We start from the raw sequence: 14,559 nt of genomic DNA on the forward strand, positions 1-14,559 counted from the left end.
GCAAAAAGGCGCCTTTAGGGCGCCTTTTTACATTGGTGGGTCGTGCAGGATGACTCGGCTTCGCCTCGCCCTTCGGGCCGTCGCCGCAAGCGGCTCCGTTGTCTCACTGCGTTCGACCCGAACCTGCTGCAGGTTCGAATCGTTGAGTTCGGCGCATAGCAAAAAGGCGCCTTTAGGGCGCCTTTTTACATTGGTGGGTCGTGCAGGATTCGAACCTGCGACCAATTGATTAAAAGTCAACTGCTCTACCAACTGAGCTAACGACCCGAAGTGGTGGGTGATGACGGGATCGAACCGCCGACCCCCTCCTTGTAAGGGAGGTGCTCTCCCAGCTGAGCTAATCACCCACTTCGGTACTTCACATTTTGACAGAAAATCCAGCTGGCGAGAAAGTGGTGGGTGATGACGGGATCGAACCGCCGACCCCCTCCTTGTAAGGGAGGTGCTCTCCCAGCTGAGCTAATCACCCACTTCTCAATTTTCTGTTCTACACGGCGGAGACTACGTTAAGTAGTGGTGGGTGATGACGGGATCGAACCGCCGACCCCCTCCTTGTAAGGGAGGTGCTCTCCCAGCTGAGCTAATCACCCCCGCTGTGTGGAGTCGCATTATAGGGAGAGTTGAAAATGAGTCAACGCCTTTTCTAAAGAATTCGTTCGTTCGTCGTAAAATTAAACAAAGCGATCGTAAAACCGGCGGCGTAGCATGATTTATAAACAAAAATGGCAAACCGTGACGTTCCGACGGGATCAACATTGAGGAATCAGCCCACGGTGTTAGAATATTGACCCATAATTTCCACCGGACATTGCCGGCTATCGGCATCTTTATTAAACGTAAGGCCAATTCATGAAAATCAAAACTCGCTTCGCGCCAAGCCCAACAGGCTATCTGCACGTTGGCGGTGCGCGTACTGCTCTCTATTCCTGGCTTTTTGCTCGTAACCACGGCGGTGAGTTTGTGCTGCGTATTGAAGACACCGATCTCGAACGCTCCACCCCGGAAGCAATTGAAGCCATCATGGATGGCATGAACTGGCTGAATCTGCAATGGGATGAGGGCCCTTATTACCAGACCAAACGTTTCGACCGTTATAACAACGTGATCGATGAGATGCTGGAAGCTGGCACCGCTTATAAATGTTATTGCTCGAAAGAGCGTCTGGAAGCGCTGCGCGAAGAGCAAATGGCGAACGGTGAGAAGCCGCGTTACGATGGCCGCTGCCGCCATAGCCACGAGCATCATGCCGACGATGAGCCGTGCGTGGTGCGTTTCGCCAACCCGCAGGAAGGGTCGGTGATCTTTGACGATCAGATCCGCGGACCTATCGAGTTCAGCAACCAGGAGCTGGACGATCTGATCATTCGTCGTACCGATGGTTCCCCGACCTATAACTTCTGCGTGGTGGTAGATGACTGGGATATGGCGATCACCCATGTGATCCGTGGTGAAGATCATATCAACAACACACCGCGCCAGATCAACATCCTCAAAGCGCTGAATGCGCCGGTGCCGGTTTACGCCCACGTGTCGATGATCAACGGCGATGACGGTAAAAAACTGTCCAAACGCCACGGTGCGGTGAGCGTGATGCAGTATCGTGACGACGGCTACCTGCCGGAAGCGCTGCTTAACTATCTGGTACGTCTGGGGTGGTCCCATGGCGATCAGGAGATCTTCACCCGCGAAGAGATGATCGAGTTCTTTTCGCTGGGGGCGGTCAGCAAATCCGCGAGTGCGTTCAACACCGACAAACTGCTGTGGCTGAACCATCACTACATCAATACGCTGCCGGCGGAATACGTGGCGACGCATCTGCAGTGGCACATCGAGCAGGAAAATATCGATACCCGTAATGGCCCACAGCTGGCCGAGCTGGTGAAACTGCTGGGCGAGCGTTGCAAAACGCTGAAAGAGATTGCTCAGAGCTGCCGCTACTTCTATGAAGAGTTCGCTGAGTTCGACGCCGATGCGGCGAAGAAACATCTGCGTCCGGTGGCGCGTCAGCCGCTGGAAGTGGTTCGCGACAAGCTGGCGGCGATCGGCGACTGGACAGCGGAGAACGTCCACCATGCAATTCAGGCAACCGCTGATGAGCTGGAAGTCGGCATGGGTAAAGTCGGCATGCCGCTGCGCGTGGCGGTTACCGGGGCAGGGCAGTCTCCTGCGCTTGACGTCACCGTCCACGCTATCGGTAAATCCCGTAGCGTTGAGCGTATCAACAAAGCGCTGGCTTTTATCGCTGAACGTGAAGGTCAGGCGTCCTGATTGGGACGTGGATGAAACAACGGCAGGTTACTCCTGCCGTTTTTTTTGTCTGTTACGCCGGGCTGGCGATGCCGAGGCGGGCAAGAAAGCCGCTAATCCCTTCCCGGGCCAGCAGATCGCGAAGCTGCAGCTGTTCGGCCGGAGTCATCAGTTGCAGGGTTTCCGTGATTTGCCGCCAGACCACGTCAGCCTCATTGACCAGATAAGCGCCGGGCGATTCCGCTAAATGATTGTCGGTAAACAGATGGCGCCTGGCAGGCGCATTGGTCAGAAATTCGAGCACCGGTTTGTCGATGACCACCAGTCGCGCGCGTCCTCCTTTGACGCCGGGTATCGCTTCCGTGCGCCATTTTTGCTCGCGAACCCAGCGATTGATCGTTTGTCTGGCCAGTCCCAGGCAGTTGGCGAGCTCTGCGGGTGTCATTTTATCTTTCAGTTTCATCATGCTTTACCGATCGCGGATCCCTAACCGAAGCAGTAACCCGGTGATCCCTTCGCGCAGCAACAGCGACATCAGCTGCTTCTGCTCGCTGGGAGTGAGCTCTTTGCTAAGGGTCAGCAGCAGCGATTCCAGATCGCTGTCGTGGGTAGAATAGGCGCCTGGTGTCTCTGCCACGCGCTGAGCGCTGCGGATAAACTCCCTGACTTGCTCATTGACATGGACCAGCCGCGCTTTGCCACCCTGGACGCCAGGCCGCGGAGAGGTTTGCCAGCCTTCTTTCCGCACCCATTTATTGATGGTTTGCCGGCTATAGCCGGTCAGGTGGGCGATTTCTTCAGGTGTCATTCGTTCCTTGAGCATACTATTTCCTGAGTAAATGTATGGGAATTAGCTGCACATGTTATAGCATCCTTTTACGTGAAAAAGTGACCTGTTTAACTTCTGGCTGCGATAAGGCTCGCAATGTCAGCAAGTTGCCTGCTTTTTCAGCGATTGAATTGCGAAGGATAATTTTGCCGTTGACACCTGAGCGAGGAATTCATATTATGCCGCCCGTCAACACGACACGCTTTACGTTACGGGGCTATAGCTCAGCTGGGAGAGCGCTTGCATGGCATGCAAGAGGTCAGCGGTTCGATCCCGCTTAGCTCCACCAAATTCTGCACCCAGCAGATTTGGTTCGTAAAGAGGTCCTGTGGGGCTATAGCTCAGCTGGGAGAGCGCTTGCATGGCATGCAAGAGGTCAGCGGTTCGATCCCGCTTAGCTCCACCAAAATTCAGAACCCTCGCCTCGGCGGGGGTTTTTGTTTTTAGCTGTTTTCATGTAAAGCACTTTCTGGTTAAGTCAGTTAATCTCCAGCTATTAAAATCGAAAGTAATTTCAGACTTTTTCCTGATAATTCACCTTGCCTGCCCTAAATAAGCAACATAACATTTCCCCCATTAAACGTAATGAGGTTGCCGGAGTTTTAATTAACAATAATGCTTGATAAAATTAACATTAATATCAAAAAAACTCTGTTGGCCTTTCTCGTCAGTTTAGTCGCTATTCCGCTGGCTCGTTTTATTTCACCGCAAACGGTTATTGATGGCAATCTTATTTATATTGCCTGGCTGCCAATCAGCGTGATGTTTTCTGTTATTTTTATCTTTGGCCGCTATGCGATCGCACCATTAATTCTCGCGTTTGCCATTACCAATAGCTTTCTCATTGAATTAACGCTGTCACAGGCGCTTATTCTGCTCTTTTGTCAGCTGTTTGCTGTGTTTGTCTCCTGCGCTGTTTTACGCCTGATGGTGGGCAAGCGCTGGCGGTGTGGCCCCACGGCGAAACATATGGGGGCGCGGATCTTCTGGGGCGGCTTCTTCGCGCCGGTGCTGTTGAAAATCACCATGTACCTTGCCGGGCAATATTTTGCGTTTCCATTATCTATTACCAGTTACTTTGGTAGTATGCCGTTGATTTATACCGTAATAGATATCCAAAGTTTAATCAGCGCGGCATTAATTTTTACGACGTTTCTTTATTATCCAATGCGGATGATTATCAGTCCGCACTATGCCCGACGTTTCTGGCGTCAGGAATGTTTACCATGGCTGGCACCCAAACATCGTTCTTTTACCCTATATTGGTTTATCTCGCTGGCGCTTTTATTAACTTTACTGTGTGCGCCGTATCAGTCTGAATTTATTGCCGGTTATTTAGTTCCGGTGATATTTATTGTCTACTTTATCGGGATTAGCCGGATTGGTCATGCGCTGCTGCGTATTTCATGGTCTGTCTCAGCCTTTTTGCTGGTGGTGTATAATAAAAACTTTCTCCAGGGCGTCCAAAGCGAGTATTCATTATCCTTTGTGCTGTCAGTCCTGATCTCCTTCACTATCTGTTTGTTTTATATGGCAGACACCTATGCCCGCAGCGATCGCAATAAACGCCGCTGGCGTAGCCAGGCGGAAGAGGATCCGCTGACGGGCTTACCTAATCTGCGCGCGCTGGTGAGCCATTTACAGAGCAGTCCTCTGCAGGCTATCTGCAGCTTGCGTATCGATAATCTCGATTTTCTTAGCCGACATTATGGGCTAATGATGGGCGTGGACTGTAAACGGCAAATCATCCGGGCGCTTCAGCCGCTGTTGGGGGCAACGGATAAAGTCTTCCAGGTTCCCGGCAGCGAATTGATCCTCGTGCTTGACGGGCCGGACCCTGCGGCGCGGCTAAACCATATGGTCGCCATCCTCAACCACAAAAAGTTCAGCTGGCATAATCAGCCGCTGGATCTTGAGTTTGGCGCGGCATGGAGCCGTGATGACGGTCAGGGTGAGACGCTGCACCAGATGCTGGGCCAGCTCAGCTGGCTTTCCGAACAGGCGGGCAGTGAACGCCGGGTACTGGCGTTGGATGAGGAGCAGGAGCTGGTGGTGGATCAAACCACCGAGCAGGTACGCCTCCTGATGCGCGTCAAGCAGGTTCTCAAAGAGCGGGCGCTGGTGCTCTATGCGCAACCGATTCAAAACGCGGAGGGGGAGGGCTATCATGAGATCCTCACGCGCATGCGCTGTGGCGATAGCGTCATTATGCCGGATCAGTTTATTCCGCTGATTGTGCAGTTTAACCTCAGCCAGCGTTTTGACATGCTGGTGCTGGAGACCCTGTTCAGTTCGCTCCATCAGCATCCCGGCCAGCGGTTCTCGGTCAACCTGCTGCCTTCAACCCTGATGCAAAAGGATAGCGCGGCGCAGATTATCGCGCTCTTTCAACGCTATCGCATTTCGCCAGATCTTATCACCATTGAGGTGACCGAAGAGCAGGCTTTCTCCAATGCCGACACCAGCCAGCAAAATCTCGACGCGCTGCGCGCGTTTGGCTGCGCCATCGCCATTGATGACTTTGGCACCGGTTATGCGAACTATGAACGACTGAAGCATCTGCAGGCCGATATCATTAAGATTGACGGCTGCTTCGTCCGCGACATTCTGACGGACCCGCTGGACGCCATTATGGTGAAATCGATTGTCGAAATGGCGCGGGCGAAACAGATGAGCGTGGTGGCGGAATATGTCGAAAGCGAACCGCAAAAAGCGCGCCTGCTGGAACTGGGCGTGAATTATCTGCAGGGTTACCTGGTCGGTAAGCCTCAGCCGTTGGGCGAATGACGGGTAAAAAAAAGCCGGGCATTGCCCGGCTTAGATGACTGGCGCCTGTTACAGAACCAGTGCCGCAATCGAGGCGGACAGCACGCTAACCAGCGTGGAGCCGTAGACCAGCTTCAGACCGAAGCGAGAAACCACGTTACCCTGTTCTTCGTTCAAGCCTTTGATCGCCCCGGCGATGATGCCGATAGATGAGAAGTTGGCGAAGGAGACCAGGAAGATAGAGATAATGCCTTCCGCACGCGGAGAGAGCGTCGAGGCGATTTTCTGCAGATCCATCATGGCGACGAATTCGTTGGAGACCAGCTTGGTGGCCATAATACTGCCCACCTGCAGCGCTTCGCTTGCCGGCACACCCATCACCCAGGCAACCGGGTAGAAGATATAGCCGAGGATCCCCTGGAAGGAGATGCTGTAGCCGAACCAGCCGGTCACGGTGGCGAACAGGGCGTTCAGGGCCGAGATCAGTGCGATGAAGCCGATCAGCATCGCCGCCACGATAATCGCGACTTTAAAGCCCGCCAGAATGTACTCGCCCAGCATTTCGAAGAAGCTCTGGCCTTCGTGCAGATTCGACATCTGCAGATTTTCTTCGCTCTCTTCCACGCGGTACGGGTTAATCAATGACAGAACGATAAAGGTGCTGAACATGTTGAGCACCAGCGCCGCGACGACATACTTCGGCTGCAGCATGGTCATGTACGCGCCTACGATCGACATCGACACGGTGGACATCGCCGTCGCCGCCATGGTGTACATGCGGTTGCGCGACATTTTGCCGAGAATATCTTTATAGGCGATAAAGTTTTCCGACTGACCGAGGATCAGCGAGCTCACGGCGTTGAAGGATTCCAGCTTGCCCATGCCGTTGATTTTCGACAGAACGGTACCGATGGCGCGGATGACAATCGGCAGGATACGAATATGCTGCAAAATACCGATCAACGCGGAAATGAAGACGATAGGGCACAGAACCTTAAGGAAGAAGAAGGCCAGACCTTTATCGTTCATGCTGCCGAACACGAAGTTTGTCCCTTCGTTGGCAAACCCGAGAAGCTTTTCAAACATCTCAGAGAAGCCTTTCACAAAACCCAGACCAATATCGGAGTTCAGGAAGAACCAGGCCAGCAGGACTTCGATGACAAGCAGTTGAACAACATAACGAATACGGATCTTTTTACGGTCGTGACTGACCAACAGGGCCAGTATAGCCACCACAACGATCGCGAGGACAAAATGCAAGACGCGGTCCATAGTTGCTCCAAATATGAGGCAGGTTAAATTTCCGTGCACATTCTATGCAACGGCTTTAAAGAAAACGAGATCAATTGCACACTATTGCAAGGAACTGTGACCAATGGCAAAAATAGTGATCAAACATCCACTTTTGTTATGTTACGTAAAGGTTTTAAAAGTTGCATTCTTGTACTACTCTTAGTACTGGGCACGCTCTCGTGTTCTAACGCCCGTTTTTCATTTCCGGCCAGCTATTGTTCCCGCCTATCACAGCAATCATTATCTCCATTTTAAATGAACTTGATAATCATTCGCATTTTGATAGCATGAAACATAGCAAAGGCTATATTTCCAGAGGCAGAAGATGACTAGCAGTCGCGTTGAGAATAGCAGTAGTCGCGCCGCGCGCAAGGTGAAGCTCGCCCTCATGGGGCCCGCTTTCGTCGCTGCCATTGGCTATATCGATCCCGGTAATTTCGCCACTAACATTCAGGCTGGCGCCAGCTTTGGCTATCAGCTGCTGTGGGTCGTGGTATGGGCCAACCTGATGGCGATGCTGATCCAGGTGCTCTCTGCCAAACTGGGCATTGCCACCGGCAAAAATCTGGCCGAGCAGATCCGTGACCATTACCCGCGCCCGGTGGTGTGGTTCTATTGGGTGCAGGCGGAAATCATTGCGATGGCCACCGACCTGGCTGAATTTATCGGCGCTGCGATTGGCTTTAAGCTGGTACTGGGCGTGTCGCTTCTGCAGGGGGCGGTGCTGACCGGGGTGGCGACCTTCCTGATCCTGATGCTGCAGCGGCGCGGGCAAAAGCCGCTGGAGAAGGTGATCGGCGGGCTGCTGTTGTTTGTCGCTGTGGCCTATGTCGTGGAGTTGATCTTTTCTCAGCCCGCGCTGGCCCCCCTGACAAAAGGGCTGGTGATCCCTACGCTGCCCAACGGCGAGGCGGTATTCTTAGCCGCCGGGGTACTGGGGGCGACCATTATGCCGCACGTTATCTACTTACATTCCTCGCTTACCCAGCATCTGCACGGCGGTACGCGGAAAGAGCGCTATAACGCGACCCGCTGGGATGTGGCGATCGCCATGACCATTGCCGGGTTTGTCAACCTGGCGATGATGGCGACCGCCGCGGCGGCATTCCATTTCAACGGCCATACCGGCGTCGCCGATCTCGATCAGGCTTACAGAACGCTGGAGCCACTGCTGAGCCACGCGGCGGCGACCATCTTTGGTCTGAGCCTGGTCGCTGCAGGTTTATCATCGACGGTAGTGGGTACCCTGGCAGGGCAGGTCGTCATGCAGGGGTTTATCCGCTTTCATATTCCGCTGTGGTTTCGCCGGGCGGTCACCATGCTGCCGTCGTTTGTGGTGATCCTGCTGGGGCTGGATCCTACGCGTATCCTGGTGATGAGTCAGGTGCTGCTGAGCTTTGGTATTGCGCTTGCTCTGGTGCCGCTGCTGATATTTACCAGCAATGCGCAACTGATGGGCGACCTGGTGAATACCCGCTGGGTGAGAGTCACTGGCTGGGTGATTGTCGTCATTGTGGTGAGTCTGAACGGCTGGTTAATTGTGGGATCGCTGCTCGGCGTGGCGTAGTTCTTGACCCGCGCTGGTTAAAGCAAAGGGGAGCCAATGGGCTCCCCTTTTCGTCTGTTAGTGATGACCATGGCCATGGCCACGTCCGCCCGGGCCTCGTCCCCAGCCGCCGCGGTGGTCGTCGCGGTCGCTCCAGCCAGCACGATAGCCGCGCTCCCAGGCTTTATTTTTACCCTTGTCCCAGCCGCGGTGCCAGCCGTTGTCATGTCGATGCCAACGGTTATCACGCCATTCATAGTGACGACGCCAGTAATCACGGTCGCGCCAGCCGCCACCGTCCCAGTAGTTACCGTAATTGTCACGATCGCCTATTTGTAATTTTACCGATGGCAGCAGGGTGATTTCACCAGCGTTAGCGACTAGTGGCGCTGCGGCCAGCAGTACTGCTGCCAGAATCAGTGACCTGAACATACTCTTCTCCTTCACGATCGGGGCCGTAAGCGGCCTGTTAACCTGATATTACGGGCCGGTAAAGACCCGCCGCATCGGACGAACTCCGAAAGCGCAGAAAAGAGCACTTTTTGCTAAAGTAACATTTGCTTTACAGCGCAAGGATGGCGTCGATGGCCGCGCACTCTTCGGTGCTGAAATGGCGATTCTGCAGCATGCCGACGGCATCATCCAGCTGCGCGGTTTTGCTGGCGCCGATCAGCACGGAGGTCACTTTCTCCTCGCGCAGAACCCAGGCCAGCGCCATCTGCGACAGCTTCTGCCCGCGCTCTTCCGCTATCGTATTTAGCTGACGAATTTTTTCTAATCGCGCGGCGGTCAGTTGCTCCGGCTGCAGAAAACGACTGCTGCTGGCGGCGCGAGAGTCGGCCGGGATACCGTTCAGATAGCGATCGGTAAGCTGTCCGCCCGCCAGCGGTGAAAACGCTATACTTCCCACCCCTTCCGTCTGCAGAAAATCCAGCAGCCCCTCTTCCGCACTGCGTTCGAACATCGAATAGCGGGGCTGGTGAATGACGCAGGGCGTACCGAGGTCGTTAAGGATCTTCACCGCCTCCTGCGCCTGGGCCAGCGGATAGTTGGAGATCCCGACGTACAGCGCTTTACCCTGACGGACAAGATGATCGAGCGCACGCATTGTTTCCGTCAGTGGGGTCTGCGGGTCCGGGCGGTGATGATAAAAAATATCGACATACTCCAGCCCCATGCGCTGCAGGCTCTGGTTAAGACTGGCTACCAGATATTTGCGTGAACCCCAGTCGCCGTACGGGCCGTCCCACATGGTGTAGCCCGCTTTGGTGGAGATGATCAACTCATCGCGATAGGGCTGGAGCGCCTCTTTCAGAATGCGGCCAAAATTGCTCTCTGCTGAACCCGGCGGCGGCCCATAGTTGTTGGCCAGGTCGAAATGAGTTATGCCAAGGTCAAACGCGTGCAGGAGCATCTGCCGGCTGATCTCCACGCGCGTTTCGTCGCCAAAGTTGTGCCACAGGCCGAGAGAAATCGCCGGGAGCTGAAGGCCGCTGCGCCCGCAGCGACGATACTCCATCGTTTGATATCGCGTGGTGCTTGCCTGGTAAACCATTCTTCCTCCGCAGATAAAACAGGGTGTGTATGCGTTTACACTAATCAATGTTTTGCGTGGAGTACACCGCTTTTTGGGCGTAACTATTGCTTTACACCGGCTTTATCGTCCCCCTTCTGGACAGGCGGATCGCTTATTCAATACTCAAATTACACCTGCACCAAAATGAGGATAATGGACATGCAACCGACCTACACTATTGGGGATTATCTGCTGGATCGCCTCGTTGACTGCGGTATTGACCGCTTGTTCGGCGTACCAGGAGATTACAACTTACAGTTTCTCGATCGCGTCATCGCGCACAGCGCCCTGGGGTGGGTCGGCTGCGCCAACGAGCTGAATGCGGCCTATGCCGCTGACGGATATGCGCGCATCAAAGGGGCCGGTGCGCTGCTGACCACCTACGGCGTCGGCGAACTGAGCGCGCTGAACGGCATTGCGGGTAGCTATGCGGAACATATTCCGGTATTGCATATCGTCGGCGCGCCCTCTACCGGCGCTCAGCAGCGTGGCGAACTGCTGCACCATACCCTCGGCGATGGCGATTTTCGCCATTTCGCCCGCATGAGCGAGCAGATCACCTGCAGCCAGGCGCTGCTGACCGCCGGCAACGCCTGCTATGAGATCGACCGTGTCCTGCGCGATATGCTGACGCATCATCGGCCCGGCTATCTGATGCTGCCGGCCGATGTCGCCAGAGCGGCAGCGATTGCCCCAGCCCAGCGCTTACTGGTGGAGCCCGCTCCGGCGGATGAAAACCAGCTCGCCGGGTTCCGAGAACATGCCAGCCGCCTGCTGCGGGGCAGCCGACGCATTTCTCTGCTGGCGGATTTCCTGGCGCAACGCTATGGCCTGCAGAACACGCTCCGGGAGTGGGTGGCGAAAACCCCCATCGCCCATGCCACCATGCTAATGGGCAAGGGGTTGTTCGATGAGCAGCTGAGCGGGTTTGTCGGGACCTATAGCGGGATCGCCAGCGCCCCGCAGACCCGGGAGGCGATTGAAAACGCCGACACCATCATCTGCATTGGTACGCGCTTCACCGACACTATCACCGCGGGATTCACCCAGCATCTGGCGCGGGAGAAGACCATTGAGATCCAGCCCTTCGCCGTCAGGGTGGGCGACCACTGGTTCAGCGGCGTGCCGATGGATCAAGCCCTGGCTGCATTAATGACGCTTTCCGCCCCGCTGGCGGCGGAGTGGGCGGCGCCTCAGGTCGTGGCGCCGGAAGTGGAAGAGGAGGCCGAAGGCGAGTTAACCCAGAAGAATTTCTGGTCGACTGTGCAGGATGCGCTGCGCCCCGGCGATATTATCCTCGCCGATCAGGGGACGGCGGCGTTTGGCATCGCGGCGCTTAAGCTTCCCTCTGAGGCATCGCTGATCGTTCAGCCGCTGTGGGGGTCGATTGGTTTTACCCTCCCGGCCGCCTATGGCGCGCAAACCGCGGCGGAAGAGCGGCGGGTGGTGCTGATTGTCGGCGATGGCGCCGCCCAACTGACGATTCAGGAGATGGGCTCTATGCTTCGCGATAAGCAAAAACCGCTTATTCTGTTGCTGAATAACGAAGGGTATACCGTGGAGCGGGCGATTCATGGCCCTGAGCAGCGCTACAATGACATCGCCCTGTGGGACTGGCAGCGGCTGCCGGAAGCCTTCGCCCCGGACGTTGTTTCTCGCTGCTGGCGGGTCACGCACACGGCTGAGCTACGGGAAGCGATGGCGGAAAGCATCACCTCCGATACCCTTACCCTGGTCGAAGTGATGCTACCGAAAATGGATATCCCCGATTTCCTGCGTGCGGTGACGCAGGCGCTGGAGGAACGAAACAGCCGCGTTTAGTCGGTATGTCGTTTGGCAATCATCAACGGCCTCCCGGCCAGCAGCAGCCAGGCCGGGAGCATCACAATGCACAGCAGCGGTAGCAGCGTCGTATCCGGGACCACCACGGCGGCCATAAACAGGCTCAGCCAGCCGTCGCGGGTGACGACCAGCACCATGCCGAGGATCGCGCAGGAGACGGTGATCGCCGCTGGCACGGCATCCACGTGGGCATGCAGCATCAGCCCCAGCGCCACCCCGACGAAGACCGCCGGGAAAATCCGCCCACCGCGGAAACCGCTGGCGGAGGCGAGCACCAGGGCAGCCAGTTTGACCAGCGCGATGAGCAGAAAATCCGCGGCGGTTAGCGTCTGGCTGAAAGCCAGCTGCTGCATCTCATCCAGCCCCTTAAACAGCGTTAAGGGCCCGCCAATAGTCCCCAGGATCCCCAGCAGCAGCCCGCCGATGCCCAGCGTCAGGATGGGATGTCTCAGGCGATGCATCATGGAGTGCAGGCGCGGCAGACACCAGACGGCCACCATGCCGACGGCGATAGCAATCAGAGCGACGATCATGCCGCTGATGATATCGACGAAGTGCATCTGGCCATAATGGGGGATCGGCAGCGTGAAATGTGGGTGGAAAAACAGCCCGGTCGTCAGCGCGCCCGCGGCGGCGGCAAGCAGCGGCGCAAAAAGACGATCCCACAGCGGCGACTCGTTGCTGCTGTTGAGGGTTTGCGAAAAAATCAGCGCGGCGGCCACCGGGGTGCCGAAGAGGGCGCCGATGGTGCCTGAGGCCGCGAGGATGGTCCAGTCCAGCGAGCTGACGCGCGGAAACAGCCGTGAACCGACGGCGACGGCCAGCGCAATATTCACCACCATAATCGGATGCTCCGGGCCGAGACTGACGCCGCCGGCAAGGCCGAGGATCAGCGCGGCCAGCAGCCCGGGCAGCGCGCCGGTGGCAATGGGGGCGCCAATGAGCGATTCGGTCGCCGGATCCGGCCCGGCGTGTCCCGGGCTGTAGCGGACGACCAGGCCCACGGCGATCCCTGTCGCTGTGAGCATGGCGATAATCCATAGCGGGCTGTCAGCGCTGATCCCCAACTGGGTGGGCAGATTGCTCCACAGCACGCGCTGTAGCAGCGCGGCAACCTTCATCGCGCCGATCAGGATCAGACTGCAGGCGATACCTATCAGGATGGCCGGCACCGACAGGATCAGCATTGTTCTGGCGCGAGGATGGAGCATGAAAATGTCCTTGTCAAAGTTCTGAAGCACTACTTTGCCTTCGTCGGTAGGGGCCGTCGATGCAAATGGTGCTGAAACGATAAAGTTAAGGCGGCGTCTGATATCCGAGGCGTCGTTTACAGACTACCTTGCATAGATTACAAACTAAATGTGACCTGTGTCGCTAAACAAGGGGCGTCTGCGCGTTGGACGTTGTTGTTAAGCCGCCATGAATTTACAGTGTGCCAAAAGAATTATTTTGACTTTAGCGGAGCCGTAACGGAATGACAAAATTTGCTTTAGTAGGAGATGTCGGGGGGACCAACGCCCGCCTGGCGCTATGTGATCTGGCGAGCGGAGAGATCTCTCGTGCTAAGACCTATTCCGGGCTCGATTATCCCAGTCTGGAGGCGGTGGTGCGCGTCTATCTGGAGGAGCACCAGGTGACCGTCAACGAAGGCTGTATCGCCATTGCCTGCCCGATCACCGGCGACTGGGTAGCGATGACCAACCATACCTGGGCCTTCTCCATCGCTGAAATGAAGCGCAACCTTGGCTTTGCCCATCTGGAGATAATTAACGATTTTACCGCCGTTTCCATGGCCATCCCGATGCTGAAAGCCGAGCACCTCATTCAGTTTGGCGGCAGCGCTCCGGTGGCGGGCAAACCGATCGCCGTTTATGGCGCCGGAACCGGGCTTGGCGTGGCGCATCTGGTGCACGTTGACAAGCGCTGGGTCAGCCTGCCGGGCGAAGGCGGTCATGTCGATTTTGCGCCGAACAGCGAAGAAGAGGGGATTATTCTGGAAGAGCTGCGCGCCGAGCTGGGGCATGTTTCCGCAGAACGCGTGCTCTCGGGTCCCGGACTGGTCAATTTGTACCGCGCGATTGTGAAATCTGATGGCCGCCTGCCGGAAAACCTGCAGCCGCGCGAGGTCACCGAGCGAGCGCTGGCGGACAGTTGTACCGACTGTCGCCGGGCGCTGTCGCTGTTTTGCGTCATTATGGGCCGCTTCGGCGGAAACCTGGCGCTGACTCTCGGGACCTTTGGCGGCGTGTATATCGCCGGGGGCATCGTGCCGCGCTTCCTGGAGTTCTTTAAAGCCTCCGGCTTCCGCGGCGGTTTTGAAGACAAAGGCCGTTTCAAAGCTTATGTTCAGGATATTCCGGTTTACCTGATCGTGCATGAAAACCCGGGCCTGCTGGGCTCTGGCGCGCATCTGCGTCAGACGCTGGGCCAGGTGTTATAAGCGCATCCCTCCCGGGCTAC

11 protein-coding genes, 6 tRNA genes and 1 other RNA gene are annotated in these 14,559 nt (G+C 56.2%); 7 read left to right on the forward strand and 11 right to left on the reverse strand.

All coding sequences use genetic code 11. The annotated features are described in order from the left end of the window. Positions 1–33 precede the first annotated feature (33 nt). The 5 genes from CW267_RS14020 to CW267_RS14040 form a co-directional block, all read right to left on the reverse strand. Positions 34–169, reverse strand: a non-coding RNA gene (locus CW267_RS14020) — RtT sRNA. Between the two features lie 22 nt (positions 170–191). After that, positions 192–267, reverse strand: a tRNA-Lys gene (locus CW267_RS14025). Between the two features lie 4 nt (positions 268–271). Next, a tRNA-Val gene (locus CW267_RS14030) sits at positions 272–347 on the reverse strand. Between the two features lie 46 nt (positions 348–393). Then, positions 394–469 (reverse strand) — tRNA-Val (locus CW267_RS14035). A gap of 45 nt (positions 470–514) precedes the next feature. Continuing rightward, a tRNA-Val gene (locus CW267_RS14040) sits at positions 515–590 on the reverse strand. Positions 591–849: 259 nt separating this feature from the next. On the opposite strand from CW267_RS14040, the gene gltX reads away from it, so the two are divergent. Continuing rightward, positions 850–2,268, forward strand: coding sequence for a glutamate--tRNA ligase (gltX, locus tag CW267_RS14050; protein ID WP_008803881.1), 1,419 nt, complete (start codon positions 850–852; stop codon positions 2,266–2,268). 52 nt (positions 2,269–2,320) lie between these two features. On the opposite strand, the gene CW267_RS14055 is transcribed toward gltX, so the two are convergent. Both CW267_RS14055 and CW267_RS14060 read right to left on the reverse strand, forming a co-directional pair. Then, positions 2,321–2,713, reverse strand: coding sequence for a MerR family transcriptional regulator (locus CW267_RS14055; protein WP_032736073.1), 393 nt, complete (start codon positions 2,711–2,713; stop codon positions 2,321–2,323). A gap of 3 nt (positions 2,714–2,716) precedes the next feature. Beyond that, a complete protein-coding gene (locus CW267_RS14060) occupies positions 2,717–3,070 on the reverse strand; it encodes a YfeC-like transcriptional regulator (RefSeq protein ID WP_008803883.1) in 354 nt (117 codons plus the stop codon). Positions 3,071–3,289: 219 nt separating this feature from the next. Here CW267_RS14060 and CW267_RS14065 point away from each other — a divergent pair. The 3 genes from CW267_RS14065 (at position 3,290) to CW267_RS14075 (ending at position 5,863) form a co-directional block, all read left to right on the forward strand. Next, a tRNA-Ala gene (locus tag CW267_RS14065) sits at positions 3,290–3,365 on the forward strand. Between the two features lie 41 nt (positions 3,366–3,406). Beyond that, positions 3,407–3,482, forward strand: a tRNA-Ala gene (locus CW267_RS14070). Positions 3,483–3,691: 209 nt separating this feature from the next. Beyond that, complete coding sequence (locus tag CW267_RS14075; protein ID WP_023340589.1) at positions 3,692–5,863, forward strand: EAL domain-containing protein; 2,172 nt, start codon at positions 3,692–3,694, stop codon at positions 5,861–5,863. 48 nt (positions 5,864–5,911) lie between these two features. On the opposite strand, the gene nupC is transcribed toward CW267_RS14075, so the two are convergent. Continuing rightward, entirely contained in the window at positions 5,912–7,114 is a 1,203-nt protein-coding gene (gene nupC, locus CW267_RS14080) for a nucleoside permease NupC (RefSeq protein WP_012540950.1), read from the reverse strand. Positions 7,115–7,460: 346 nt separating this feature from the next. Between nupC and CW267_RS14085 the strand changes: the two genes are divergently transcribed. Then, complete coding sequence (locus tag CW267_RS14085) at positions 7,461–8,702, forward strand: Nramp family divalent metal transporter (RefSeq protein WP_008803886.1); 1,242 nt, start codon at positions 7,461–7,463, stop codon at positions 8,700–8,702. A gap of 57 nt (positions 8,703–8,759) precedes the next feature. Here CW267_RS14085 and CW267_RS14090 read toward each other — a convergent pair whose 3' ends face one another. Continuing rightward, positions 8,760–9,113: a DUF2502 domain-containing protein gene (locus CW267_RS14090; RefSeq protein ID WP_008803887.1), complete on the reverse strand. Its 354-nt coding sequence runs from the start codon at positions 9,111–9,113 to the stop codon at positions 8,760–8,762. Positions 9,114–9,243: 130 nt separating this feature from the next. Then, positions 9,244–10,236: an L-glyceraldehyde 3-phosphate reductase gene (mgrA, locus tag CW267_RS14095; protein WP_012967483.1), complete on the reverse strand. Its 993-nt coding sequence runs from the start codon at positions 10,234–10,236 to the stop codon at positions 9,244–9,246. A gap of 180 nt (positions 10,237–10,416) precedes the next feature. On the opposite strand from mgrA, the gene CW267_RS14100 reads away from it, so the two are divergent. Then, entirely contained in the window at positions 10,417–12,078 is a 1,662-nt protein-coding gene (locus CW267_RS14100; protein WP_023340586.1) for an alpha-keto acid decarboxylase family protein, read from the forward strand. Here CW267_RS14100 and CW267_RS14105 read toward each other — a convergent pair. Next, the gene (locus CW267_RS14105; RefSeq protein ID WP_032736207.1) at positions 12,075–13,310 is read right to left on the reverse strand and encodes an ion channel protein; all 1,236 of its coding nucleotides are present in this window, start codon (positions 13,308–13,310) and stop codon (positions 12,075–12,077) included. The genes CW267_RS14100 and CW267_RS14105 overlap by 4 nt on opposite strands. A 263-nt stretch (positions 13,311–13,573) precedes the next feature. On the opposite strand from CW267_RS14105, the gene glk reads away from it, so the two are divergent. Continuing rightward, complete coding sequence (glk, locus tag CW267_RS14110; protein WP_012540954.1) at positions 13,574–14,539, forward strand: glucokinase; 966 nt, start codon at positions 13,574–13,576, stop codon at positions 14,537–14,539. Positions 14,540–14,559: the final 20 nt, after the last annotated feature.

Origin of the sequence: Klebsiella sp. X1-16S-Nf21 (genome assembly GCF_002837615.1) — a bacterium.
GTDB classification, from domain to species: domain Bacteria; phylum Pseudomonadota; class Gammaproteobacteria; order Enterobacterales; family Enterobacteriaceae; genus Klebsiella; species Klebsiella variicola.